The organism is Streptomyces pristinaespiralis (assembly GCF_001278075.1).
In the GTDB taxonomy this organism is placed as follows: Bacteria; Actinomycetota; Actinomycetes; order Streptomycetales; family Streptomycetaceae; genus Streptomyces; species Streptomyces pristinaespiralis.
Map to the genome: position 1 here is coordinate 2,338,467 of NZ_CP011340.1, position 26,008 is coordinate 2,364,474.

General features: G+C 72.6%; 20 protein-coding genes. All 20 read left to right on the forward strand.

Annotation, left to right across the window (positions count from 1 at the left end; translation table 11 throughout):
• Positions 1-5: 5 nt before the first annotated feature.
• The 20 genes from SPRI_RS09755 to SPRI_RS09850 are packed head-to-tail and all read left to right on the forward strand — an operon-like array spanning position 6 to position 26,005.
• Complete coding sequence (locus SPRI_RS09755; RefSeq protein ID WP_005310865.1) at positions 6-1,322, forward strand: nucleotide sugar dehydrogenase; 1,317 nt, start codon at positions 6-8, stop codon at positions 1,320-1,322.
• The gene (locus SPRI_RS09760; RefSeq protein WP_005310867.1) at positions 1,312-2,592 is read left to right on the forward strand and encodes a glycosyltransferase family 4 protein; all 1,281 of its coding nucleotides are present in this window, start codon (positions 1,312-1,314) and stop codon (positions 2,590-2,592) included. The genes SPRI_RS09755 and SPRI_RS09760 overlap by 11 nt, the downstream gene beginning before the upstream one ends.
• Positions 2,589-3,956 carry a YveK family protein gene (locus SPRI_RS09765; protein WP_005310868.1) on the forward strand — a complete coding sequence of 456 codons (1,368 nt, stop codon included), beginning with the start codon at positions 2,589-2,591 and terminating at the stop codon, positions 3,954-3,956. The genes SPRI_RS09760 and SPRI_RS09765 overlap by 4 nt, the downstream gene beginning before the upstream one ends.
• Positions 3,953-5,479 (forward strand): Wzz/FepE/Etk N-terminal domain-containing protein, encoded by a 1,527-nt coding sequence (locus SPRI_RS09770; protein WP_005310869.1) that lies wholly within the window; start codon positions 3,953-3,955, stop codon positions 5,477-5,479. Before SPRI_RS09765 ends, SPRI_RS09770 begins: the two co-directional genes overlap by 4 nt.
• 3 nt (positions 5,480-5,482) lie before the next feature.
• Complete coding sequence (asnB, locus tag SPRI_RS09775) at positions 5,483-7,417, forward strand: asparagine synthase (glutamine-hydrolyzing) (protein WP_005310872.1); 1,935 nt, start codon at positions 5,483-5,485, stop codon at positions 7,415-7,417.
• Positions 7,418-7,435: 18 nt separating this feature from the next.
• Complete coding sequence (locus SPRI_RS09780; protein ID WP_005310874.1) at positions 7,436-9,622, forward strand: bi-domain-containing oxidoreductase; 2,187 nt, start codon at positions 7,436-7,438, stop codon at positions 9,620-9,622.
• The gene (locus tag SPRI_RS09785) at positions 9,619-11,583 is read left to right on the forward strand and encodes a heparinase II/III family protein (RefSeq protein WP_053556859.1); all 1,965 of its coding nucleotides are present in this window, start codon (positions 9,619-9,621) and stop codon (positions 11,581-11,583) included. The genes SPRI_RS09780 and SPRI_RS09785 overlap by 4 nt, the downstream gene beginning before the upstream one ends.
• Positions 11,584-11,591: 8 nt before the next feature.
• A complete protein-coding gene (locus SPRI_RS09790; protein ID WP_053556860.1) occupies positions 11,592-13,127 on the forward strand; it encodes a right-handed parallel beta-helix repeat-containing protein in 1,536 nt (511 codons plus the stop codon).
• A gap of 1 nt (position 13,128) precedes the next feature.
• Entirely contained in the window at positions 13,129-14,427 is a 1,299-nt protein-coding gene (locus SPRI_RS09795) for a hypothetical protein (protein ID WP_005310879.1), read from the forward strand.
• Positions 14,428-14,434: 7 nt separating this feature from the next.
• Positions 14,435-15,679, forward strand: coding sequence for a glycosyltransferase (locus SPRI_RS09800; RefSeq protein WP_053556861.1), 1,245 nt, complete (start codon positions 14,435-14,437; stop codon positions 15,677-15,679).
• Positions 15,676-16,911 carry a class I SAM-dependent methyltransferase gene (locus SPRI_RS09805; RefSeq protein WP_005310882.1) on the forward strand — a complete coding sequence of 412 codons (1,236 nt, stop codon included), beginning with the start codon at positions 15,676-15,678 and terminating at the stop codon, positions 16,909-16,911. Before SPRI_RS09800 ends, SPRI_RS09805 begins: the two co-directional genes overlap by 4 nt.
• Positions 16,908-17,717, forward strand: coding sequence for a glycosyltransferase family protein (locus SPRI_RS09810; RefSeq protein ID WP_053556862.1), 810 nt, complete (start codon positions 16,908-16,910; stop codon positions 17,715-17,717). The genes SPRI_RS09805 and SPRI_RS09810 overlap by 4 nt, the downstream gene beginning before the upstream one ends.
• Complete coding sequence (locus SPRI_RS09815) at positions 17,714-18,364, forward strand: PIG-L deacetylase family protein (protein WP_053556863.1); 651 nt, start codon at positions 17,714-17,716, stop codon at positions 18,362-18,364. The genes SPRI_RS09810 and SPRI_RS09815 overlap by 4 nt, the downstream gene beginning before the upstream one ends.
• A 3-nt stretch (positions 18,365-18,367) precedes the next feature.
• Positions 18,368-19,393, forward strand: a complete 1,026-nt coding sequence (locus SPRI_RS09820) for an NAD-dependent epimerase/dehydratase family protein (protein ID WP_005310890.1) — start codon at positions 18,368-18,370, stop codon at positions 19,391-19,393.
• Complete coding sequence (locus SPRI_RS09825) at positions 19,381-20,664, forward strand: DUF4910 domain-containing protein (RefSeq protein WP_005310892.1); 1,284 nt, start codon at positions 19,381-19,383, stop codon at positions 20,662-20,664. Before SPRI_RS09820 ends, SPRI_RS09825 begins: the two co-directional genes overlap by 13 nt.
• Positions 20,665-20,669: 5 nt before the next feature.
• The gene (locus SPRI_RS09830; RefSeq protein WP_053556864.1) at positions 20,670-21,968 is read left to right on the forward strand and encodes an MATE family efflux transporter; all 1,299 of its coding nucleotides are present in this window, start codon (positions 20,670-20,672) and stop codon (positions 21,966-21,968) included.
• Positions 21,965-22,912 carry a glycosyltransferase family 2 protein gene (locus SPRI_RS09835; protein WP_005310894.1) on the forward strand — a complete coding sequence of 316 codons (948 nt, stop codon included), beginning with the start codon at positions 21,965-21,967 and terminating at the stop codon, positions 22,910-22,912. The genes SPRI_RS09830 and SPRI_RS09835 overlap by 4 nt, the downstream gene beginning before the upstream one ends.
• Positions 22,909-24,123 (forward strand): polysaccharide pyruvyl transferase family protein, encoded by a 1,215-nt coding sequence (locus tag SPRI_RS09840; protein ID WP_053556865.1) that lies wholly within the window; start codon positions 22,909-22,911, stop codon positions 24,121-24,123. The genes SPRI_RS09835 and SPRI_RS09840 overlap by 4 nt, the downstream gene beginning before the upstream one ends.
• The gene (rfbC, locus tag SPRI_RS09845; RefSeq protein ID WP_005310898.1) at positions 24,120-24,671 is read left to right on the forward strand and encodes a dTDP-4-dehydrorhamnose 3,5-epimerase; all 552 of its coding nucleotides are present in this window, start codon (positions 24,120-24,122) and stop codon (positions 24,669-24,671) included. The genes SPRI_RS09840 and rfbC overlap by 4 nt, the downstream gene beginning before the upstream one ends.
• A gap of 8 nt (positions 24,672-24,679) precedes the next feature.
• Positions 24,680-26,005, forward strand: a complete 1,326-nt coding sequence (locus tag SPRI_RS09850) for a glutamate-1-semialdehyde 2,1-aminomutase (protein WP_053556866.1) — start codon at positions 24,680-24,682, stop codon at positions 26,003-26,005.
• The last annotated feature ends 3 nt before the right edge of the window (positions 26,006-26,008 follow it).

A 26,008-nucleotide genomic window follows, 5' to 3' on the forward strand; every position in this document is an offset into this window, starting at 1 on the left:
GCTTCATGAGAGTCAGTGTTCTCGGGCTCGGCTACGTGGGCTGCGTGTCGGCCGCGTGCCTGGCCAGCATGGGTCACGAGGTCATCGGGGTGGACGTGAACCAGGTGAAGGTCGACCTGGTCAACGACGGCAAGGCCCCGGTGGTCGAGGAGCGGATCGGCGAGCTCATCGCCGAGGTCGTGCGGACCGGAGCCTTACGCGCCACCGGCGACGTCGGCGAGGCGATCAGGGGCAGCGAGGTGTCGCTGGTCTGCGTGGGCACGCCGTCGGAGCCCAACGGCAGCCTGTGCACCACGTACTTGGAGCGGGTCACGGAGGAGATCGGCGCCGCGCTGGCCGAGCGGGGCGGACGGCACACCGTCGTGTTCCGCAGCACCATGCTCCCGGGCACCTGCCTGAACCTGCTGGTGCCGATCCTGGAGAAGTACGTCGGCGGCACGGCCGGTGTGGACATCGGGGTCGCGGTCAACCCGGAGTTCCTGCGCGAGGGCACGAGCGTGCGGGACTTCTTCGACCCGCCCAAGACCGTCATCGGCGAGCTCGACCCGGCGAGCGGCGACGCGGTGCTGGCGCTCTACGAGGGCCTGCCCGGCGAGGTGTTCCGGGTGCCGGTCCCGACGGCCGAGGCGATCAAGTACGCGGACAACGCGTTCCACGGCCTCAAGATCGGCTTCGCGAACGAGCTGGGCGCGGTGTGCCGGGCGCTCGGGGTGGACTCGCACCAGGTGATGGACGTGTTCCTGGCCGACCGCAAGCTCAACATCAGCCCCGCCTATCTGCGGCCCGGCTTCGCCTTCGGCGGCTCCTGCCTGCCCAAGGACCTGCGCAGCCTGGTCCACGCGGCGCGGCGGGCCGACGTCTCTGTGCCCATCCTCGCCCACGTGCTGCCCTCCAACGCCGACCATCTGCAACGCGCGGTGGAGCTGGTCGAGCGCACCGGCAAGCGCCGGGTGGGCCTGTTCGGGCTGTCCTTCAAACCGGGCACCGACGACCTCCGCGAGAGCCCGCTCGTCGAGCTGGCGGAGAGGCTCTTCGGCAAGGGGTACGACCTGCGGATCCACGACGCCAACGTGAATCTCTCCCGGCTGCTCGGCGCGAACCGCGAGTACATCGAGACCCGGCTGCCGCACCTGGCGCAGCTGCTCACGGATTCCGTCGACGAGGTGCTCGAGCACGCGGAGGTGTGCCTGGTCGGGACCAGGGACCCGGCCGTGCTGTCGAAGCTGCCCCATGGCGACGGCCCCGTGATCGTCGACCTCGTCCATCTCCCCGACGCCGATGCGCGCCGGGCCGAACCGGGATACGTGGGCCTTGCCTGGTGACACATCGTTCGACGACACGGCCGGAAACGGCCGGCCGGACCGCCGCGCGCTGATCCTGGTGGAGAACCTGTCGGTGCCGTTCGACCGGCGGGTGTGGCAGGAGTGCACGACGCTGCGCGACGCGGGCTGGGAGGTGCATGTCATCTGTCCGCAGGGGAGCAAGCGGGACACGGAGGCCGAGGCGGAGATCGACGGGGTGCGGATCCACCGCTACCCGCTGCGGGCGGCCACCGGAGGACCGGCCGGCTACCTGCGGGAGTACGGATCCGCGCTGTGGCACACGGCCCGGCTGGCCCGGAAGGTCGGCCCGGTCGACGTGGTCCACGCCTGCAACCCGCCCGACCTGCTGTTCCTGCCGGCACTGTGGCTGAAGCGGCGCGGCGCCCGGTTCGTCTTCGACCAGCACGACCTGGTGCCCGAGCTGTACCTCTCCCGGTTCGACCGCGGCGAGGACCTGCTCTACCGCGCCGTGTGCGCGCTGGAACGGCGTACCTACCGGGCCGCGGACATCGTGCTCGCCACGAACGAGAGCTACCGGGAGGTCGCGATCCGCCGTGGCGGCCGGCGGCCGGAGGACGTCTTCGTGGTGCGCAGCGCGCCACAGACCGACCGGTTCCAACCTGTTCCGCCCGAGCCGGAGTTGAAGCGCGGCAAGCCTCATCTGCTGTGCTACCTCGGCGTCATGGGCCCTCAGGACGGCGTCGACTACGCCTTGCGGGCCCTCGCGAAACTGCGCGACGACCTCGGGCGTACCGACTGGCACGCGGTGTTCGTCGGCGCCGGTGACGCCTTCGACGCGATGGTGGAGCTTTCCCGGCGGCTCGGGCTCTCGGACCAGGTGCAGTTCACCGGGCGCGTCCCGGACGCCGACCTGGTGCGCTACCTGTCGACCGCGGACGTGTGCCTCTCCCCCGACCCGCGCAACCCGCTCAACGACGTGTCGACCATGAACAAGGTCCTGGAGTACATGGCGATGGGCCGGCCGGTCGTCTCGTTCGACCTGAAGGAGGCGCGCGTCTCGGCCGGAGAAGCCGCCGTCTACGCGCCCGCCGACGACGAGGCGGAGTTCGCGGGGCTCATCGCGCTGCTGCTCGACGATCCGGAGAAGCGGGCCCGGATGGGCAGGATCGGCCAGGAGCGGATCGGCGGGCCGCTCTCCTGGCGGAACTCGCAGGCGTCGCTGCTCGCCGCCTATGCCGCTGCGTGCCGTGACCACACCCCGGTGTCGGCGGGCGGCCCGGTCCGCACAGGGAAGAGGCCGCGGCGTTGAGCGATGACACGATCCGTCTGGTCACCATCGGGCGGATTCTCCGTCAAAGGTGGCGGCTGCTCGCCGTCCTCGCCGCCGTGGGCGCACTCGTCGGCCACGGCACCTCGGTGGTGTTCCCGCCGCGTTACACGGCGTCGGCATCGGTGCTGCTGCCGGGGCAGTGGGAGGAGCGCGAGCTGCTGACCCAGGTGGACATCGCGACCAGTTCGACGGTGGTCGACCGCGCGGCCGCCGAGCTCGGCTGGAACGACGTCAGCCGCGCCGAGCTGCGGGACCGGGTGACCGCCGAGGCCGCCGACGGGAACATCATCAAGATCTCGGGTACGGCCGACACCCCTGAGCGCGCGCAGCGGCTCTCGGACCGGGTGGCCCGGCAGTTCGTCGAATTCGCCGCGCGGGTCGCGGGCGGCAACACCGACCCCGGAGCGGCCACGGGGCCCGAGGCGCTGCGGCAGAAGGTGGAGGAGACCAACCGCCGCATCACCGAACTGGCGAACGCGGCCGATCCGGGGCGGACCGTGGAGAGCGTGCAGGCCCGCACCACGCTCGAGAAGCTGCGCACCTCGTTGGAAGAGGCCATGACGAAGCTGGACGAGGCCGACCCGGCGAACGACAAGGCCGGCATGGTCGTCATGGGGCCGGCCGCCCGGCCGACCGGCGAGGCACCGCCGACGAGGCTGCAGCTCATCGTCGCCGGGGCGCTGCTGTTCTTCCTGCTCGCGGTCATCGGCCATCTCGTCGCCGCACGGATGAACCGCCGGCTGCGCACCGAACCGGAGATCGCCGCGGCGTTGGGCTCCGCGCTGCTCGGCACCGTCGACGCGCCCTATGACCGGCGCGCCCACCGGCCGGAAGGCGGGGGCCCACGGGCCCGGATCCGCCGGCTCCTCGGCATCGACACCCGGTGGGACATACCGACCCCGCGGAAGTCCGGCGACGAGGCCGGCACACGGATCCGCTACCGGCGGGTGTGCGCCCGTATCCAGGACATGCTGCCGGCCCCCCGGCAACTGCTGGTCGTCGTACCGGACGGTGACGAGACCGCCCGCCGGGCGGCCGGGCGGCTCGTCGCGGAGGCCGCGAGCGATCCGGTGCTGCGGATGGCGGAGGTTTCGGTGGACCGGCCGTTGGTCCCGGACCGCGGCTCCGAGTCCGGTGCCCTGGTCGTCGTCGGCGCGGGCAGCTGGACCGCGGAGGAGCTCGCCGGCATCGCCGAGGCGTGTGCGGACGGCGGGCACGAGGTCGTCGGCGTCGTCGTCGCCGGCCCGGTCCGGGCCCGTCCGGCGGGCCCCTCCGGACATCCCCCGAACGACGCCCCTCCGGCGCTCGCGGTTCACGGCCGGGCGACGGGAGGTTCGGCGTGACCACGAGCACGACTGCGGATTCCTCGGCCGCCGCTCCGCTCCTCGACCTGCAGGCGCTGGTCGTGGCGGTGCGCAGGCGCCGCCGCCTCTGGTGCGCCATGGCGCTGCTGGGGCTGCTGGCCGGCGCGGCGTCGGCGGTCCTGATGCCGCCCGCGCCGAGCGCGGTGACCAAGGTGCTGGTGGCGCACGAGGAGGACCAGCCGAACGACACCGGAACGCTGATCCGTACCGACGTCGAGCTGCTGCGGACCACGCGGATCGCCGACAAGGCCCTGCGGTCCCTCAACTCCACTGAGGACCCCGAGGACTTCATGCGCGACTACCGGGGCACCGGCCTGACCAACAACCTGCTGCAGATCGAAGTGAGCGGTGACAGCGACGCGGAAGCGGTGGCCCGGGCCGAGGCGCTGGCCGACGCTTTCGTCGCGGACCATGTGAAGCGGATGGGGGACGCCGCGAAGGCCGAGGCCAAGGCCCTGCTCGACCAGCGTGACCGCATGCGGGACGAACTCGCCCGGGTCAACAAGGCGATCGGGGAGCAGGCGCCGGAGAGCGGCCCGGAAGCGTCGGCGACCATCGAGTCGCTCTTCGCCCGCCGGGCCGAACTCGACTCGCGGATCGCCGACTTCGACCAGCGGGCCGCAGAGGCGCAGACCGGCACGCCCAAGGTCGTCGCCGGCACACAGATCGTGGACGCCCCACGCGCGGTGCGCCACTCCCTCCCCAAGGCCGCCGCCACCAACTCCGCGATCGGGCTCGTCCTCGGGCTCGTCCTCGGGCTCGCGCTGGCCGCAGTCGGCGCGGTGGTGGCGGACCGCCCCGTGCTGCGCCGGGACATCGCGGCGAATCTCGGCGCCTCGGTCATCGCGGAGCTGCGCCGCGCGTCCTTGCGGTCGGGCAGGCCGTGGCGGCGCAGGACCCGGGCGGCACGGGCACGGCTCGCCGGGACCCTCGCCCGCGCCGTGCGCGGCTCCGCCGAACCGGTGTCGCTGCTGGAACTGGGCTGTGCGCGCAGCACGAGCGTGATCGCCATGGACCTCGCCGCGGCACTGGCGCCGGAGGGTCCGGTGGTCGTCGTCGACGGTCTGCCGGGCCGGCGGCTCGCGGGCCGCCGTCCGAAGCCGGGCGACCCGGCCGTGGTCGGCGGCGAGCGTGCCGCGGCCGTCTCGCACGAGGAACGCCGGCTCGGCGTCGGCTCTGTTGCGCCCGGCACGGCGTGGACCGACCTCCAGTACCTCGGGACCCGGACCGTGCTCGTCGTGCGTGCCGGACACGGCAGCGCCGCGTGGCTGCACACCGTGGCACGGCAGCTCGCGGACCAGCGCATCGCGGTGATCGGTGTGGTGCTGGTCGACCCCGATCCGCGTGACCGGACCGACGGCACGCTGTGGGACGGACGGCACACCGCGCTGCGCGGCCTGCGCGAGCGGACGGCCGGGCAGAACGGGACGGCCAGGCCGCGGACGGAACGGCTGCCGATGTGGGCCGCACGGGTACCGGACAACGACCAGGAGGCGCGGTAGGACATGTGTGGCATCGCGGGTACTTACCGATGGCCGGACGGGAAGCTGGTGACCGACCGGCTCACAGAGACCCTCGCCCACCGGGGTCCGGACGGAGCGGGCCGGTACGGCCACTCGGCCGGTGACGGCGAGGTGCAGCTCGGGCACCGCCGGCTCGCCATCATCGACCTGTCGGGGACCGGCGCCCAGCCGATGGTCTCGGACGGCCTCGCCCTCACGTACAACGGCGAGCTGTACAACGCGCCCGAGCTGCGTGCCGAGCTGGCGGCCGCCGGGGTGCGCTTCCGCGGTACCTCCGACACCGAGGTGCTCCTCGAGGCCTGGCGGCGCTGGGGCACGGACTGCCTGCCCCGGCTGCGCGGCATGTTCGCGTTCGGGATCTTCGACGAGCGGACCGGTGAACTGGTGCTGGTCCGGGACCAGTTGGGCATCAAGCCGCTGTTCCTGCTCCGGCGCGGCGAGGGCCTGGTGTTCGCCTCGGAGCTGAAGGCGCTCGCCGCCGCGACCGGCGGGTCCCTGGAGGTGGACCACGCGGCGCTGGTGGCCTCGCTGCTGTACTACTGGGTGCCGGACTCACGGTGCGCGTTCCGTGAAGCGGAGAAGCTGCCGCCGGGGAGCTGGCTGAGGTGCCGGCCCGACGGCCGGGTGGAGCGCGGCCGGTTCTGGAACCTGAAGGACGTCGCCGCCGAGGGCCGCGAGCGGGCCCGGGCCGGCGAGCGGCCCGATGTCGCCGCCCTCGTCGAGGAGTCGACCCGGCGCCACCTGCTCTCCGACGTACCCGTGGCGACCTTCCTCTCCGGCGGCCTCGACTCCAGCTACCTGACCGCGCTGGCGGCCCGCCACCGACCGGGGATCTCCGCCTACACGATCGGGTTCCGCGCCGAGGACGCCAAATTCGAGGCGATGCCCGACGACCTGCGTTACGCCCGGCAGGTGGCCGAGCGGTTCGGCGTCGACCTCCATGAGATCGAGATCGCCCCGAACGTGCTCGACCTGCTGCCGCGGATGACGTACCACCTGGACGAGCCGATCGGCGACCCCGCCGCGATCAACACGTTCCTCATCTGCTCGGCGGCCCGGGAGGCCGGGGTCAAGGTGATGCTCTCGGGGATGGGGGCCGACGAGCTGTTCGCCGGGTACCGCAAGCACCTCGCCAACCTGCTCGCGCTGCGCTACCAGCGGGTCCCCCGGCCCCTGCGGCACGGCCTGTCCAGGGCCGTGGACAGGCTGCCGGTCGCCTCGTCCCGCCGGGGGTACCGGTCGGTGCGCTTCGCGAAGCGGTTCCTCTCCTTCGCCGAACTGCCGGAGGAGACCGCGTTCCGGCGCAGCTACACCATGTACGACCAGGACGAGCTGCTCGCCCTGGTGGATCCGGACCTGGCCCCCGCGGTCGAGGACGTGCTGACCGAACACGCGGACGTCTACCAGGACAACGACCTCGACGACTTCGTCAACCGCATGTGCCTGGGCGACGCCCGGATGTTCCTGCCGGGCCTGAACCTCGCGTACACGGACCGCTCGAGCATGGCCGCGTCGACCGAGGTGCGGGTGCCGTACGTGGACGTCGAGGTGGTCAAGGCGGCGTTCGCCGTGCCCGGCGACCGCAAGATCGTCGGACGGCAGGGCAAGGCCGTCCTCAAGGAGGCGGCCGGCTCGATCCTGCCCCGGGAGATCGTGTACCGGCCCAAGGGCCTGTTCAGCGCCCCGCTGCGCGCCTGGATGAGCCGGGACCTGGCACCGCTGGTGCGCGAGGTGGTCAACGACGGCGAGCTCGTACGGTCCGGGTTCCTGCGCCGCGACGCGCTGCAGCGGCTCGTCGCCGCGGACGCCGCCGGGCAGCAGGACTACTCCAAGCATCTGTGGCATGTGCTGACCCTCGAGTACTGGTATCGCGACGCGACCTCTGGGTCCGGCCAGAGCACTCGGTCAACGGCTTAGGAATTCAGAGGAGTTCGAGTGAAGCAGGTTGTGCAGAACTACAAGAGCGGCGAGCTGGCGGTGCTCGACGTGCCGGTACCGGGGTGCAAGCCGGGCGGGGTGCTGGTCCGCAGCGCCTACTCGCTGATCTCCACCGGGACCGAGCTCATGAAGGTGTCGGAGGCCGGCATGTCGATGCTGGGCAAGGCCCGCTCCCGCCCGGACCAGGTGGCCAAGGTCATGCAGAGCGTGGCCACCAACGGGGTGCCCGCCACCTACCGCAAGGTGATGGGCAAGCTGGACTCCTACACGCCGCTGGGCTACTCGCTGTGCGGGGTGGTCGAGCAGGTCGGCGCCGGGATCGACGATGTGAAGGCCGGCGACCTCGTGGCCTGCGCCGGCAATGAGCACGCGTTGCACGCCGAGCTGAACTGGGTGCCCAAGAACCTCTACACCCCGGTGCCGGACGGCCTCGCACCGCGGCACGCCGCCTTCGGCACCGTCGGGTCGATCGCCCTGCAGGGTGTCCGCCAGGGCGAGTCGAAGCTCGGCGAGGTGGCACTGGTCATCGGCCTCGGTCTGATCGGGCAGTTGGTGGTGCAGCTGCTGGCCGCCTCGGGGGTCCGCGTCGTCGGTGCCGACCCCGACCCGGAGCGCTGCGAGCTCGCCGAGCGCCTGGGCGCCGCGGCCTGCGGCGATCCCGCGTCCCCGGCCGTGGAGGCCGCCGTCGCCGAGCTCACAGGCGGCCTGGGCGTGGACCAGGTGTACCTGGCCGCCGGCGGCGGCAGCAACCAGCCCGTCGAGCTGGCCGCCCGGCTGTGCCGGGACCGCGGCCGGGTCGTCGACATCGGCAAGTGCCGCCTGGACCTGCCGTGGAACGCGTACTACGAGAAGGAACTCGACGTCCGGTTCTCCCGCAGTTACGGCCCCGGGCGTTACGACCCGGAGTACGAGCTCGAGGGCCGGGACTACCCGATCGGCTACGTGCGCTGGACCGAGCGCCGCAACCTGGCGTGCTTCCTCGATCTCCTCGCCCGCGGCAGCGTCGACGTGGAGCCGCTGGTCTCCCGCATCGCCGACTTCGACGACGCCGTCGAGACGTACCAGAGCCTGAAGAGCGGCGAACTGAAGGCCGTGGCGGTGCTGTTCAGGTACCCCGGGCACGCGGGGGAAGCGGATGCCCCGGCGGTGGCCGTGCCCGCGGTGAAGCGACCCGTGGGCACGGTGCCCGGACCGGCCCGGGCCGCGCGGACGCCGGTGCGCCTCGCGTTCGTCGGCGCGGGCAACTACGCGACGTCGATGCTGCTGCCGCACCTGGCACAGCGCGACGGCGTCGAGTTGTCGACCGTCGTCACCACGACGGCGCTGTCCGCGGCCAACGCGCAACGGAAGTTCGGCTTCGCCGAGGCGACCACCGACCTCGACGCCGTGCTCGGCGACAAGTCCATCGACGCGGTGTTCGTCGTCACCCGGCACAGCTCGCACGCCGAACTGACCCGGAAGGCCCTGCTGGCCGGCAAGACCGTGTTCGTGGAGAAACCCCTGGCCCTCACCGAGGACGAACTGGCCGGCGTGCTCGCGGCAGTCGAGGAGTCCGGCAACGACCGGCTGCAGGTGGGCTTCAACCGCCGGTTCGCGCCGGTGCTGCGGGAGGCCCGGCAGCGGTTCGGCGCCCGGAGCGGTCCTGCGAGCCTGCGGTACCTGGTCAACGCGGGCCGGCTGCAGCACGGCAGCTGGTACCTCCGGCAGGGCACCGAGGGCTCGCGGTTCGCCGGCGAGGGCGGGCACTTCATCGACACGGCGAGCTGGCTGCTCGATGCCGACCCGGATTCGGTGTACACGGTCGCCACGCCCGGCAACGAGGATCTGCAGGTCGTACTGCGCTACCCGGACGGGTCCACCGCCACCATCAGCTACGTCACCACCGGCCCGGCCGGCTTCCCCAAGGAGACGCTGGACCTGGTCGCGGACGGCCGTGCGCTCCGGCTCGACGACTTCGTCCGCGCCACTGTTCACGACGGCCGCGGCAAGTGGGTCAGTTCACGGCTGCCGAAGGCCCGGGACAAGGGCCAGAACGCCGAGCTGGCCGCGTTCGTCAAGGCCGTGCGGACCGGCGGGCCGATGCCGGTGCCGCTGGAGTCGCTGGTCGCCACCACGGCGGCCACCCTCGCCGTGCAGAGCGGCCTGGTCACCGGCGCGCCGGTGACGTTGGCGAGGGCGCGATGACGGTGAGCTCGGGGAGTCTGGGCTGGTACCTGCGGCGGCTGTCCCGGATGGGGCCGCGGGAGGTCGGCGGCCGGGCGGGCGACGCGGTGCGCAGGCGGCGGTGGCGGTCGTCGCTGCCGGACCGCCCGGGCGTGACCGGCGCCCGGTTCACCGCGGTGCTGCCCGCCGCGACGGTCGCCGCGGTGCCGCCGGACGCCGCGAAGCGTCTCCTGGCCGAGGCGGACCGGCTGATGGCCGGGCACGCCGAGTATTTCGGGGTGGCCCGCGACGACTTGGCCGACCCGGACTGGTGCTACGACCCGAAGACCGGGCGCCGGGCTCCCTGGGGCTACGCCTTCGACGTGCCGTACCGGGACGAGGACGCGGTCGGGGACATCAAGCAGATCTGGGAGCTGTCCCGGCATCAGTACCTCACCGTGCTCGCCGCCGCCTACGCGATCAGCGGGGACGAGCGGTACGCCGAGCGGGTGGCCGAGCACCTGCGGTCGTGGTGGGCGGCCAACGCGCCGCTGCGCGGCGTGCACTGGGTCAGCGGCATCGAGCTGGGGATCCGGCTGCTGTCGTGGGTGTGGATCCGCCGGCTGCTCGACGGCTGGCCGGGCGCGGCCGGGCTGTTCGAGGACAACCCGGTGGCGTTGAGCCAGATCTGGCACCACCAGCGCTGGCTGGCCGCCTTCCCCAGCCGGGGGTCGTCGGCGAACAACCACGTCATCGCGGAGGCCGCCGGGCAGTTCGCCGCGGCCTGCGCGTTCGGGTGGTTCCCCTCCTCGGCGCGTTGGCGGGCCGACGCGCTGCGGTCGCTGGAGCGGCATCTGCGCGCCAACACCTTCGGCTCCGGTCTCAACCGCGAGCTGGCCACCGAGTATCACGGACTGGTGCTGGAGCTCGGCCTGGCCGCGGTGGCCGAGGCGGATGCCGCCGGCGTGCCGGTCCCCACGTCGATCCGGCTGGTGCTGCTGCGGATGACCGACGCGCTCGCGGCCGTCGTGGACAACCGGTTACGGCCCCCGCGCCAGGGCGACGCGGACGACGGGCACGGTCTGATCGTGGACGGCGAGGGCACCGACCGCTGGGCCTCCCTGCTGGCCACCGGGGACGCCGTGTTCGGCCGGCTCGCCTGGTGGCCGGTGGTGACCGGCACCGATGTGCGCACCCCGCTGCTGGCCTCGCTCGTCAGGCGCACCGAACTGTCCGTGACCCGCCCGGCGAACCGGCCGGCCCACTTCGCCGACGCGGGGCTCACCGTCCTGCGCGGTCCGGAAGGGATCTGGTGCCGCTGCGACGGCGGTCCGCACGGCTTCCTGTCCATCGCCGCGCACGCCCACGCGGACGCGCTGTCGGTAGAGGTCCGGCACGACGGGGTCGACATACTCGCCGACCCCGGGACGTACTGCTACCACGGGCAGCCCGAGTGGCGGAGGTACTTCCGGTCGACCCTCGGCCACAACACCCTGCAGCTGGACGGCGGTGACCAGTCCGTCTCCGGCGGCCCGTTCCTGTGGACCCGGCACGCCCGCAGCCGCGTCCTGGCCGCGGACACGTCCGGCACCTCCGACGCGGGGACGGCCCGCTGGTGTGCCGAGCACGAGGGTTACCGGCGCTCCGTGCACCGCCGCCGGGTGGAGCTGACGGCCGCGAGCCGGGAGCTGAAGGTGGTCGACGAGGTGCGCGGTCAGGAGAACCGGGCCGTGCGGCTGGCGTTCCACCTCGGCCCGGCGGTCACCGCGGACCTGGTGGGCGACCGGGCCTCGCTCACCTGGACCCGGGACGGCGAGGCCCGTTCCGCGGTGCTCGACCTGCCCGGGCAGCTGAACTGGCGGGCGCATCGCGGCGAGAGCGACCCGCCGCTGGGCTGGTACTCCCCCGGATTCGGGCGCAAGGAAGTCTCCACCACGCTGGTCGGCACCGGCCTCGCCGACGGCGCGGAGGGCTTCACCACCGTGCTCAGGTTCCACGGCTAGGGGGGCGAGTGGGGACCAAGAGGCGGCACTGGGCGCCGGCGGCGGCACCGCTGGCGCTGGCCCTGCTGGCGGCGACCGGCTGCACGAGCACGTCGGACGGCCCGGCGGAGCCGACCGGTACGCCGTCCGCGTCCGGGGCGCCCACGTCCGTGGCCCGGGTCTGCGCCAGGCCCGCGGCCGGGCCGGCGAAGGCGCCGGCCGGCGCGGTGACGGTCGACCCCGCGGTGACCGGTGACCTGGCGGCGAAGACCAGGAGCAGCCCCCCGAACACCACGTTCTGGCTCCGGCCGGGCAGGCACAGGCTCGAGCCGGACCGCTACGCCCAGGTCGTCCCCAAGGAGGGGAACCGCTACCTCGGCGCGCCGGGAGCGGTGCTCGACGGCCGAAAGGAGAACCAGTACGCGTTCAGCGGCAGGGCCCGCAACGTCACCATCCGCCACCTGACCGTGCAGCGTTTCGTCGCGCCGAACAACGAGGGCGTGGTCAACCACGACTCCGCCGACGGGTGGGTGATCGAGCACGCGACGATCCAGGACAACGCCGGCGCCGGGCTGATGGCCGGTGCCCGCCAGCGGGTCCGCGCCAGCTGTCTGCGCGGCAACGGACAGTACGGAATGAACGCGTACAAGGCCGGCGACTCCATCAGGGGCCTGGTGGTCGAGGGCAACGAGATCGTGGGCAACAACACCGACGACTGGGAGCGGCGGCAACCGGGCTGCGGCTGCACCGGAGGCATCAAGTTCTGGGCCGTCGACGGCGCCGACGTGCGCGGCAACTGGGTGCACGACAACCGCGGAGCCGGGTTGTGGGCGGACAACAACAACAACGACTTCCGCATCGAGCACAACGTGCTGGAGGACAACGACGGTGCCGCGCTGATGTACGAGACCAGCTACAACGCGGTCATCCGGAACAACACGATCCGGCGGAACAACTGGGTCGAGGGCCGCGGCTACGCCGACCGGGGCGACGACTTCCCGTACGCGACCGTCTACGTGTCCGAGTCCGGCGGCGAACCACGGGTCCCGGCCCGCACGGACCGGATCGAGATCTACCGGAACGTGCTGGAGAACAACTGGTCCGGGATCACTCTGTGGGAGAACGCCGACCGGTTCTGCAACAGCCCGGCCAACACCTCGACGGGTTACTGCACCTTGCTGGTGAAGGACACGGAGCGCTGCGCCCGGCCGGCGATCGCCACCGCACCCCTTGACGCCGACTGCCGGTGGAAGACCCAGCGGGTGGACATCCACGACAACCGCTTCGTGCTGGACACGTCCGTCGTCGGGTGCGCGGTGGAGTGCGGCCGCATGGCGGTGCTCGCCAACTACGGCACCTATCCGGACTGGTCGCCGTACAAGGGCGAGCGGGTCGCCGAGGCCATCACCCACAAGCAGCACAACCGCTGGCACGACAACGTCTACCGCGGACCGTGGAGCTTCGTCGCGGGCGACCCGAGCCGGAAGCTCGACTCCAGGCAGTGGCAGGACGCGCCGTACCGGCAGGACGCGGGCAGCACCTTCGACCCACAGGCCGGTGGTTGAGATGGGCGGGGACCTGACGCGCGGCGGGCTCCCGGGCGGACCGGACACGGCGGGCACGCGGCGCGGTACCGGACCACGTCCTGCAGCCGCACCGAAGGCCGTGGGGATCGTCTGGGCGTTGCTCGGGCTCAACACGCTCGGCTCCGCCGGGGCGAAGACCATCGTCCCGCTGCCCCGCTCCCTCATCCAGATGGCCACCATGGGCGCGCTGGCCGCCGCGTTCGCGTTGGCGCTCGTGCTCAATCCCCGGCTGCGCATCCGGGCCAGCGCCTTCGTGTTCCTGCTCACCCTGCTGCTGGTGCCGAGCGTGATCTCCAGCGCGAACCTCGAGGTCGGGTTCGGCGCGCTGTTCCGCTGCGCCCGGCTGGCTCTCTTCGTCGGCACGCTGTGGCTGCTCAGCCGCTGGTGGGACGGCAGCCCGACGTTCGTCCGCCACCACATCCGGATGTACTTCGCGGTGCTCGGGTCGGTGGTCGTCGGCCTGGTCGTCTCGCCGGGCGTGGCCATGCCCGAGTACTACGGCGGGCGCCTCGTCGGCGCGTTGTGGCCGCTCACCCCGCCGCAGATCGGACAGTACGCCGCGGTGATCACCGGGCTCGCCGTGCTGCTCGTGCTGGGCCGCCGGACCACCGGGGCCGGTGCGGCCGTGGTCATCGTGCCGGCCCTCGTCCTGCTCGCGCTGACCCATACCCGGACGGCAACGCTCGGCCTGCTCATCGCGTTGGCGTTGGCGATCTGCTCGCTCGTCCTGACCAGTGCCGCCGCCCGCCGCTTCTTCGCCTGGGCGGTGCTGGGCGCCGCGGTGGCCGCGGTGGCGTTCAGCTCCGCGCTGCGGGCGTGGTTCCTGCGCGGACAGAGCCAGGAGAACCTCTCCGATCTCACCGGTCGGGCCAAGGTCTGGGACGCCCTGCTGGCGGCCCCCCGGACGACCTCGGAGCAACTGCTCGGCATGGGCCTGGGCGACAAGTCGTTCGGCGGGCTGCCGATCGACAACAGCTGGCTGGCCGTCTACCACGAGCAGGGTCTGATCGGTGTCTTCATCGTGGCAGCGATGATCACCGTGCTGGGCGGCGTCGCGTTGCTGCGGCCGCCGTCGCTGCCGAGGGCCTGCGCGATCTTCCTGATCAGCTACGTCGCCATCTCCTCGTACACCGAGGCCGGGCTGGGCGACGCCTCGCCGTATCTGCTGCATCTGGCCCTGGCCGCCTCGCTTCTCGCGCCACCTGCCGGGGCCACGCCCCTCCCGACGCCCCCAGCCCCTCGACGACGTGTCCCGCGCTGGGCCCGGGACCGGAGGTGACCTGACCATGCACGTCCTCGTGGTGCACAACCGCTACTCCTCGGCGCAGCCGAGCGGGGAGAACAGAGTCGTCGATGAGGAGGTGGGACTGCTGCGCGCGGCCGGCCACCGGGTCGAGGTGTTCGAGCGGCGAAGCGACGACATCGCCGCCCGGTCCCTGCTGGGCAAGGCCGCGGTGCCGCTCCTCGTGCCCTGGAACCCGGCGGTCCGCACGGAACTCGCCGCCCGCCTCCGCGCCGAGCGGCCGGACGTGGTGCACGTCCACAACGTCTTCCCGCTCCTGTCGCCGGCGGTGCTGGCCGCCTGCGCCGACGCCGGCGTGCCCGTCGTCGCCACGCTGCACAACTACACGCAGGTCTGCCCGCCCGGCACGTTGCACCGGGACGGCAGGCCGTGCACCGAGTGCGTCGGGTCGGCGGCGTCGCTGCCCGCCGTCCGGCACGGCTGCTACCGGAACTCCCGGGTGGCGACGGTGCCGCTCGCGGTCAGCCTTGTCGTCAACCGGCGGCGGTGGTGGTCCGCGGTGGAGCGGTTCTTCTGCATCTCCGCGGCGCAGCGCGACGTCCTGGTGCGGTCCGGCATGCCGGCCGAGCGGCTGATGGTGAAGCACAACTTCGTGCCCGACCCGGGCGCCTGCCGCGCGGGCGCCGGCGAGCATCTGCTCTTCCTCGGCCGGCTCGCGGACACCAAGGGCGTACGGCTGCTCATGGCCGCGTGGGACGAGGTCGCCGCGGACGGCGGGGTGGGTGTGCCGCTCGTTCTCGCCGGCGCCGGGCCGTTGGAGCGGGAGGTGACCGCCTGGGCGGCGGGCCGGGACGACGTGCGGTACGTCGGCCTGTACGACCCGGCCCAGTGCCGGCAGGCGGTCGCGCGGTCGGTCGCCGTGGTGGCTCCGTCGATGGCCCTGGAGACGTTCGGCCTGGTGGTCGCGGAGGCCATGGCGGCGGGGGTCCCGGCCGTCGCCGCCGGTCACGGCGCGTTCGTCGAACTCGTCGAGGACGGGGTGACCGGCCTGCTGCACCGGCCGGGCGATCCCGCCTCGCTCGCGTCCTGCATACGCCGGATCACGGCCGGACCTGCCCTGGGCCGGGAGATGGGCCTGGCGGCCCGGCGCCGATACGAGCAGGGCTTCAGCCCGGCCGTCGGCCTGGAGCGCCTGGTGGAGGGGTACCGCACCGCGATCGCGGGGCGGTCGGCACTGGCTCGAGGCGGGGACACCCGCGCGAGCAGGGGGGATGGGGACAGCAGATGACACGATGCCGGCTCTGCGGCTCACAAGCGATGGCGAGCGTCGTCGATCTCGGGGCGACGCCACCATGTGAGAGCTTTCTCGCCGCGGACCAACTTGACCGGCCGGAACCGGCGTACCCGCTGCACCTGCGGGTCTGCACCGAGTGCTGGCTCGCGCAGATCCCGCCGCTGATCACGCCGGAGGAGACGTTCAAGGAGTACGCGTACTTCTCCTCCTACTCGACCTCCTGGGTCGAGCACGCGCGTACGTTCGTCACCGACGCCGGCCGGCGGGTGGGGCTCGGCCCGGACGCCTTCGTGGTCGAGGTCGCGAGCAACGACGGGTACCTGCTGAAGCACGTGGTGGACCGGGGGATCCGCTGCCTCGGCATCGAGCCGTCGGTGAACGTCGGCGCGGCGGCGCGCGACGCGGGTGTGCCCACGCTCACGGAGTTCCTGAGCCCGGAGCTCGGCACGGCCGTCCGCGCCGAGCACGGCCCGGCGAACCTGGTCGTGGCCAACAACGTGTACGCGCACATCCCCGACGTGGTCGGGTTCACCCAGGGGCTGCGCGCCCTGGTCGCCGACGACGGCTGGGTCTCCGTCGAGGTGCAGCACCTGCTGACCCTGATCGAGGAGAACCAGTACGACACGATCTACCACGAGCACTTCCAGTACTACACGGTCGCCTCCGCGACCCGGGCCCTGGCGAGCGGCGGACTCGCGCTCGTGGACGTCGAGCTGCTGCCCACGCACGGCGGTTCCATCCGGCTGTGGGCCCGCCCGGCCGAGGTGGCCGGCGAGCCGAGCGGTCGGGTGGCCGACGTGCTGGCCAGGGAGAAGGCCGCCGGGCTGCGGGAGCTGTCCGGGTACACCGAGTTCTCCGACCGGGTGGCCAAGGTGCGCCGGGACCTCCTCAAGTTCCTCATCGAGGCGGCCGAGCGCGGCGAGACGGTCGTCGGCTACGGCGCCCCGGGCAAGGGCAACACCCTGCTCAACCACTGCGGCATCCGGCCCGACCTGCTCCCGTACACGGTCGACCGCAACCCCTACAAGCACGGCAGGTTCACCCCGGGCACCCGTATCCCGATCCTGTCGCCCGAACAGATCGCCGCCGACGAACCGGACTACGTCCTCGTCCTCCCGTGGAACCTGCGGGCCGAGCTGGTCGAGCAGTTGTCCTTCGTGCACGACTGGGGCGGCCGGCTCGTCTTTCCCATACCGGAACTGAGCATTGTCGAGGTCAAGGCATGAAGGTCGTTCTGTTCTGCGGCGGTTACGGGATGCGGATGCGCAGCGGTGCCGCGGACGACGTGCCCAAGCCGATGGCGATGGTCGGCCCCAGGCCGCTGATCTGGCATGTCATGCGCTACTACGCGTACTTCGGGCACAAGGAGTTCATCCTGTGCCTCGGTTACGGTGCCCACCACATCAAGGACTTCTTCCTCAATTACGAGGAGACGACGTCCAACGACTTCGTGCTGCGGGGCGGCCGGACCGAGCTGCTGTCCACCGACATCTCGGACTGGACGATCACCTTCGCGCAGACCGGCGTCGAGTCCCCGATCGGGGAGCGGTTGCGCCGGGTGCGCCACCATCTGGACGGCGACGAGATGTTCCTCGCCAACTACGCCGACGTCCTCACCGACGCCCCGCTGCCGGAGATGATCGACCGGTTCTCCCGGCGCGACGCCGGTGCGTCGATGATGGTGGTGCCGCCGCAGTCCTCGTTCCACTGCGTGGAGTTGGGCGAGGACGGTCTGGTGGGCGGCATCACCGCGGTGAGCGAACTGCCGCTGTGGGAGAACGGCGGCTACTTCGTGCTCCGCCAGGAGGTCTTCGACCACATCCCGGAGGGCGGGGACCTGGTCGCCGACGGGTGCGCCCAACTGGCCAAGCGCGGCCGGCTGGTGGCGCACCGGCACCGCGGCTTCTGGAAGCCGACCGACACCGTGAAGGAGCGGGCCGCGCTCGACGCCGCCTACGCCAGGGGCGACCGCCCGTGGGCCGTGTGGGAACAAGGCGGCGCGGGGGCGGACACCCGGGTGAGGACCGCGTGATCCGGCTCGGCGCCGGGCGGCGCCCGGACCGGGTCGTCGCCATGGGTGCGCACTGCGACGACATCGCCATCGGCGCCGGCGGCACGCTGCTGACGCTGTGCCTGGCGCGGCCGGGGGTCCGCGTCGACGCGCTGGTGCTCTCCGGCGGCGGCAGCGAGCGGGAGCAGGAGGAGCAGGCCGCGCTCGCCGCCTTCTGCCCGGGCGCGGACCTGCGGCTGACCGTGCTCAAGCTGCCGGACGGCCGGCTGCCGGCGCACTGGGAGGAGGCCAAGGCCGCGGTCGAGGAGCTGCGCGAGCAGACGGAGCCGGATCTGGTGCTGGCCCCGCGTACCGACGACGCGCACCAGGACCACCGCGGCCTGGCGAAGCTGGTACCCACCGCGTTCCGCGACCACCTCGTGCTCGGCTACGAGATCGTCAAGTGGGACGGCGCTCTCGGCCGTATGGCGGCGTACCAGCCGCTGTCGACGGAGATCGCCGAACAGAAGGTGCGGCTGTTGCAGGAGCACTACCCCTCGCAGCGGCACCGGCCCTGGTACGACCGGGAGGCCTTCCTCGGTCTCGCACGGATCCGCGGCATCGAATGCCACGAGCGCTACGCCGAGGCGTTCGCCGTCACCAAACTCACGCTCAACCTGGGGGGTTGAACCATGCGCGTACTTCTGACCGGACACCAGGGCTACCTGGGAACCGTCATGGCCCCGGTCCTTGCCGCCGCCGGGCACGAGGTCGTCGGCCTCGACTCGGGCCTGTTCGCCGACTGCGTGCTGGGCCCGGCGCCCGCGGACCCTCCGGGGCACCGGGTGGACCTGCGCGACATCACGGCCGAGCACGTGGCCGGGGTCGACGCCGTGATCCACCTGGCCGCGCTCTCCAACGACCCGCTGGGATCGCTGGCGCCGGACCTCACCTACGACATCAACCATCACGCGTCCGTGCGCCTCGCCCGGCTGGCCCGCGACGCCGGGGTGCGGCGCTTCCTGTACGCGTCGACGTGCTCGGTCTACGGCGCCGCCGGCGGTGACGACCTGGTGACCGAGGACGCCCCGCTGCGCCCGGTGACGCCGTACGCGGAGTCCAAGGTGCGGGTGGAGGACGACCTGCACGCCCTGGCCGACGACGACTTCGGCCCGGTGTTCATGCGCAACGCGACCGCCTTCGGCCACTCGCCCCGGCTGCGCGCCGACATCGTGCTGAACAACCTGGTGGGCCACGCGCTGTTGTCCGGCGAGGTCCTGGTGCTCTCCGACGGCACCCCCTGGCGCCCGCTGGTGCACGCCGCCGACATCGCCCGGGCCTTCACGGCCGCGCTGACCGCGCCGCGGGAAGCGGTGCACGACCGGGCGTTCAACATCGGCAGCGAGATCAACAACGTCACGGTCGCCGAGATCGCCGAGCAGGTCGCGGAGGCGGTGTCCGGAGCGAAGGTGAGGATCACCGGGGAGAACGGTGCCGATCCGCGCTCCTACCGGGTGGACTTCTCCCGGTTCCGGGCCGCGATACCCGGCTTCGACTGCGAGTGGACGGTGAAGCAGGGCGCTCTCGAACTCGCCGACGCCTACCGGGAACACGGGCTGACCCGCGAGGACTTCGAGCAGCGCTTCACCCGCCTCGCCGTGCTGCGCGCGGCGTCCGGGGCCGGTGCCGTGGACGACACCCTGCGGTGGCGCGCGTGACCGTGACCGGCCAGGACATGTACACCCTGGTGGAGCGGCTGTACCCGCTCTGCCGGAGCATCACCGGCGACGGCGTGCGCGCCACCCTGGACATCGTCGGTGAGTACCTCCCCCTTCAGGTGCACGAGGTGCCGACCGGGACCCAGGTCCTCGACTGGACGGTGCCGCAGGAGTGGAACATCCGGGACGCGTACATCGCCGACACCACCGGCAACCGGGTCGTCGACCTCGCCGCGTCCAGCCTGCACGTGCTCGGCTACAGCGTGCCGGTGTCGCGGACCATGCCGCTGTCCGAATTGCGCAAGCATCTGCACACCCTGCCGGAGCACCCGGGCTGGGTGCCGTACCGCACCAGCTACTACAAGCCGGACTGGGGGTTCTGCCTGGCCCAGGAGACCCTGGACGCGATGCCGGACGGCGACTACGAGGTGCGTGTCGACTCCACGCTCGCGGACGGCCATCTCACCTATGCCGAGCACGTGGTCCCTGGGCAGGTCCCCGACGAGGTGATCGTCTCCTGCCACGTCTGCCACCCGTCGCTGGCCAACGACAACCTGGCCGGCATCGCGGTGGCGACGTTCCTGGCCCGGGCGCTGGCGGAGCGGACGCCGTACTACACCTACCGCTTCCTGTTCGCGCCCGGCACCATCGGGGCGATCACCTGGCTGGCCCGCAACAAGGAACGGGTGGAACGGGTCAAGCACGGGCTGGTGCTGGCCTGCGCCGGCGACCGGGGGCACCTGACGTACAAGCAGAGCAGACGCGGCGACGCGGAGATCGACCGGGTGATGGGGCACGTGCTGGCCGCCTCCGAACGCCCGCACCGTGTCACCGGGTTCACTCCGTACGGCTACGACGAGCGGCAGTTCTGCTCACCCGGCTTCGATCTCGGCGTGGGCTCGCTCACCCGGACCCCGTACGCCGGCTACCCCGAGTACCACACCTCGGCGGACGACCTGGACTTCGTCTCCCCGGAGGCGATGGCGGACACGCTCGCCGTCTGCCGCGAGGCGTTCGCCGTGCTCGACCGCAACCGGCGTTACCTCAACCTCAGCCCGTACGGAGAACCGCAGTTGGGCCGGCGAGGGTTGTACGACGCCCTCGGTGGCCGCAGCGACACCAAGCAGGCCCAGATGGCCATGCTCTGGGTGCTCAGTCTCTCCGACGGGGAGCACAGTCTGCTGGACGTCGCCGAGCGGTCCGGGCTGCCGTTCGACACGGTGGCCGGCGCGGCCGACGCCCTGCACGGCGCAGGGCTGATCAAGGCATGACGCCGATGTCCACCGAAGGGGAGCAGACGACGGCGACGGCGTCCCGGGCCGGGTCCGCCGAGCGGGGCGTCGCCGGCCGGCTGTCCTGGGGGCTCGCCGACCAGGCGGCCTCCAGCATGTCCAACTTCGCGGTGGGGATCTACGTGGCGCGCTCGCTGGGGCTGACCGCGTTCGGCGTGTTCAGCCTGGCCTGGGTGACCTACGGCGTCGTGCTCAACGTCTCCCGGGGCCTGGCCACCGACCCGCTCGTGGTGCGCTTCAGCGGTGTGCCGGACGCGTCCTGGCGCGGGGCGGTGGCCCGGTCGTCGGGCACCGCCCTCGGCGTCGGTACCGCCGTCGGCGCGGCGTGCCTGGTGGTCGGCCTCGGTGTCGGCGGCCGCGTGGGGCCGGCGTTCGCCTGCCTGGGCGTCGTCCTGCCCGGCCTGCTGCTGCAGGACGCCTGGCGGTTCGCGTTCTTCGCCGCAGGCACCGGGCGCAAGGCGTTCGTCAACGACGTCGTGTGGGGCGTCGCGCTCGTCCCGGCCATGGTGGTCGCCGCCCGCGCGGGCAGCGTGCAGGCCTTCGTGCTCGCCTGGGGCGGATCCGCCGCGGTGGCCGCGGTGTACGGCTGCTTCCAGTCCGGCATCCGGCCCCACATGACCGGTGCGCGCGAGTGGCTTCGCGCGCACCGCGACCTCGGCTCCCGGTACCTGGTCGAGAACCTCAGCAACAGCGGCGCGAGCCAGCTGCGCGCGTACGGGCTCGGCGCGATCGTCGGGGTCGGCGCGGTGGGTGTGATCCGGGGTGCCGAGCTCCTGCTCGGCCCGTTCCTCGCCGTGCTGATGGGGCTGTCGCTGGTCACGGTCGCGGAGGCCGCCCGGGTGCTGCGGCGGGCCCCGCACCGGCTCGGCTCGTTCTGCCTCCTGCTGGGCGGCGGTCAGGCCGCCGCCGCACTGCTCTGGGGCGGGGCGCTGCTGCTGGTGCCCGACCAGGCCGGCGAGTTCGTGCTCGGCGGCGTCTGGGGCTCCGCCTCGGAGCTCATCGCGCCCGTCACGCTCGGCGTCGCGGGCGCCGGACTCGGCACCGGCGCGGCGGCCGGGCTGCGCGCGCTCGGCGCGGCCCGGCGCAGCCTGCGCAGCCAGCTGTTCGCCTCCGCCTGCTACGTCGTCGGCGGGCTCGGCGGGGCGGCCTGGGCCGGCACCGTCGGCTCGGCCTGGGGCGTCGCCGCCGCGACCGTCTGCGGCTCGGCCGTGTGGTGGCTGCAACTGCGCTCCGCCCTGCGCGAGCACCACGAGGACACCATTCGCGAAGTGAGGACGTCATGACCGCCCATCCCCGGCTGAGCATCGGCCTGCCCGTGTACAACGGCGAGGAGTACCTCACCGAGTCGCTCGACGCCCTGCTCGGCCAGACCTACGAAGACTTCGAGCTGGTCGTCTCCGACAACGCCTCGACCGACGGGACCCAGGACATCTGCCGCGAGTACGCCGCGCGGGACCCGCGTATCCGGTACATCCGGCTGCCCCGGAACATCGGCGCCGCGCCGAACCACAACTACGTGTTCACCGAGTGCCGCGGCGAGCTGTTCAAGTGGGCCTCGCACGACGACCTGTACGCCCGTGACCTGCTGCGGCGCTGCGTGGAGGCGCTGGACGAGCGGCCCGACGTCATCCTCGCGCACGCCGACCAGGCGGTCATCGACGAGGACGGCCGGGTGAAGGTGCCGTACGAGTACACGCTCGCCACCGACTCGCCGCGCGCGCCGGAGCGCTTCCGCAGCATGCTGTTCGAGCCCGGCGGCGACGACTTCTACGGGGTGATGCGGGCCGACGTGCTGCGCCGGGTGAAGCCCCACGACAGCTACCACCACGCGGATCGCACGTTCGTCACCGAGATCGGCCTGCACGGGCCCTTCCACCAGGTGCCGGAGCTGCTGTACTTCCGCCGCGACCACCCCACCCGGGCCGAGCGGGCGAACCCTTCCAAGCGCTCCCGGTGCGTCAACCTGGACCCGCGACGGGCAGGCCCGCTGCACCCGACCCCGCGGTTGCTCGCCGAGTACGTCTGGGGCTTCGTCTCGGCGATCCGGCGGGCGCCGTTGTCCGCGGCCGACCGGCGCGCGTGCTATCGCCACTTGGCCGCGTGGATGACCAGCCGGGCCCGGCCGGGCACCGGCGAGCGGGTCGAGGACCGCGCCCCGGTCGACCCCGACAAGCTGACCGTCTCCGTCGACGCCCTGGTCGCCGGCCGTGAGGGGAGGCGGGCGTGAGCGCTCCCCGCGTCGGGGTGTTCGGCCTGCTCGGCTCCGGCAACCTGGGCAACGACGGCTCGCTCGAGGCCGTGCTCGGCCACCTCCGCGCCGAGCACCCGGAGGCCGTCGTGGACGCGTTGTGCGGCGGACCCGAGGTCGTCACGGCCCGGTACGGGATACCCGCGACGCGGCTGCACTGGTACCGCGGGGAGTACCGGACCGCCTCGCGTGCGGGCGCGATCGCGGCGAAGGCTCTCGGCAAGGTCGTCGACGCCTTCCGCACCGCCGCCTGGGTGCGCCGGCACGACGTGGTGATCGTGCCGGGCATGGGCGTCCTGGAGGCCACGCTGCCGCTGCGGCCGTGGGGCTTCCCGTACTCGCTGTTCCTGCTGTGCGCGACCGGCCGGCTGCTGCGCACCCGCGTCGCGCTGGTCGGCGTCGGCGCCGCCGAGATCGGCGACCGGGCCACCCGGGCCCTGGTGCGCCGGTCGGCACGGCTGGCCGCGTACCGGTCCTACCGTGACGACCTGTCCCGCGACGCGATGCGGGCGATGGGCGTGGACACCGCGCGCGACGAGGTCTACCCGGACCTCGCGTTCGCCCTCCCGGCGCCGGAGCCGAGCGCGCCCCCGGACGGTCCGCCGGGCCTGGTCTGCGTCGGGGTCATGGACTTCCACGGCGGGAACGACGACCGTGCCCGGGCCGGGGAGATCCACCGGCGCTACCTCGACGGGACGACCCGCTTCGTCCGCACGCTGGTCGAGGACGGCAGGCCGGTCCGGCTGCTCACCGGCGACAAGTGCGACGCGCCGGTGGTCGCCGCGATCCTCGACGCGGTGGACTCGCCACTGGTCACCGCCGCCGAGGCGGCCTCGCTGGCCGACCTGATGAAGGAGACGGCGGCCGCCGGGACCGTGGTGGCGACCCGGTACCACAACCTGGTCTGCGCGCTGAAGGCCGGCACACCGACGCTCGCACTCAGCTATGCGGCCAAGAGCGACGCGCTCATGGCCGGGATGGGTCTCGGCGCGTACTGCCACCCGGCTCGAGAGGTCGACGCCGACCGGCTGCTCGAGCAGTTCCGCGAGTTGGAGAAGCGATCGGCGGAGCTGCGCCGGACCCTCGCCGAGCGGAACCAGGTCGCCGCCCGGCGGCTCCAGCACCAGTTCACCGCTCTGACCACGGCCTTGTTCCCAGCAACCGCCCACGCCCCGCGGGAGACTCCATGAAAGCGACCGAGGTCCCGGCGATAGCCGGCGCGTACCTGTTCGAGCCGACGCCGTACGCCGACGAACGCGGCCTCTTCTGCCGCACCTTCGACGCCGACGTGGTCCGCTCGGTGGGCCTCGACCCGAACGCCTTCGTCCAGGACAGCGTGTCCCGTTCGGTCCGGGGCGTACTGCGCGGCCTGCACCTGCGCTCCGGCGCAGGCGAGGCCAAGCTCGTGCGGTGCTCGTACGGAAACATCTTCGACGTCGTCGTGGACCTGCGGCCTCACTCGCCGACCTACCGCAACGTCGCCTCCTTCGAACTGTCCGGCGAGACGCAGGTGACCCTGTACATCCCGGCGGGGTGCGCGCACGGCTTCCAGGCGCTGTCCGCGACCGCCGACACCTCGTACCGGATCGACCGCCGGCACGATCCGGCAGAGGACGTGACGATCGCCTTCGACGACCCGGAGCTCGCCATTGCCTGGCCGCTGCCGGTCACATCGATGTCCCGGCGGGACCGGGAGGCCCCGAGCCTCGCCGAGGTCCTGAAGCACCAGGAGAGTTGAGGCCGGCAATGGAGAGCGAAGAGTTCCGACTGCCCCGGTCGCGGACGGCGAACGAGCGGCTGCACGCCATGGTCCCCGGGGGCGCGCACACCTACGCCAAGGGCGACGACCAGTACCCGGAGGACCTGGCCCCGGTCATCAGCCACGGCCGCGGTGCCCACGTGTGGGACGTCGACGGCAACCGCTACGTCGAGTACGGCTCCGGCCTGCGGTCGGTCAGCCTCGGCCACGCCCACCCGCGCGTGATCGAGGCGGTGCGACGGGAACTCGACCGCGGCAGCAACTTCGTGAGGCCGTCCATCGTGGAGGTCGAAGCCGCGGAACGCTTCCTCGCCACGGTGCCGACCGCCGAGATGGTGAAGTTCGCGAAGAACGGTTCCGACGCCACCACCGCCGCGGTGCGCCTCGCCCGCGCCGCCACGGGGCGCCCTCGGGTGGCCCTCTGCGCCGACCATCCGTTCTTCTCCGTCGACGACTGGTTCATCGGCACCACGCCGATGTCCGCCGGTGTTCCGGCGGCGACCGACGAGCTCACCGTCACGTTCCCCTACGGGGACCTGGCCGCCACGGAGGAGCTGCTCACCCGGTACCAGGACGAGGTCGCCTGCCTGATCCTCGAACCCGCCACCCACACCGAGCCGCCGCCCGGGTACCTCGCCGGCCTGCGCGAGCTGGCCGACCGGCACGGCTGCGTACTCGTCTTCGACGAGATGATCACCGGCTTCCGCTGGTCGGAGGCGGGCGCCCAGGGCCTGTACGGCGTCGTCCCCGACCTCTCCACGTTCGGCAAGGCGCTGGGCAACGGGTTCGCCGTCTCCGCACTGGCCGGGCGCCGCGAGCTGATGGAGCGGGGCGGGCTGCGTCACCCGGGCGACCGGGTGTTCCTGCTGTCCACCACGCACGGTGCGGAAACGCACTCCCTGGCAGCCGCGATGGCCGTGCAGACCACCTACGTCGAGGAGGGCGTCACCGCGAGGCTGCACGCCCTCGGGGAGCGGTTGGCCGCCGGTGTCCGCGAGGCCGCTGCCGGCATGGGCGTCGGCGACCACATCGTGATCCGGGGCCGGGCCAGCAATCTGGTCTTCGCCACCCTCGACGAGAACGGTCAGCCGTCGCAGCGGTACCGCACCCTGTTCCTGCGCCGGCTCCTCGCGGGCGGGGTGCTGGCCCCGTCGTTCGTGGTGAGCAGCGCGCTCGAGGACGCCGACATCGACCACACCGTCGACGTGGTGGGCCAGGCATGTGCGGTGTACCGGAAGGCACTTGACGCCGCCGACCCCACGCCCTGGCTGGGCGGGCGGCCGGTGAAGCCGGTGTTCCGCCGCCAGGCGTGACGT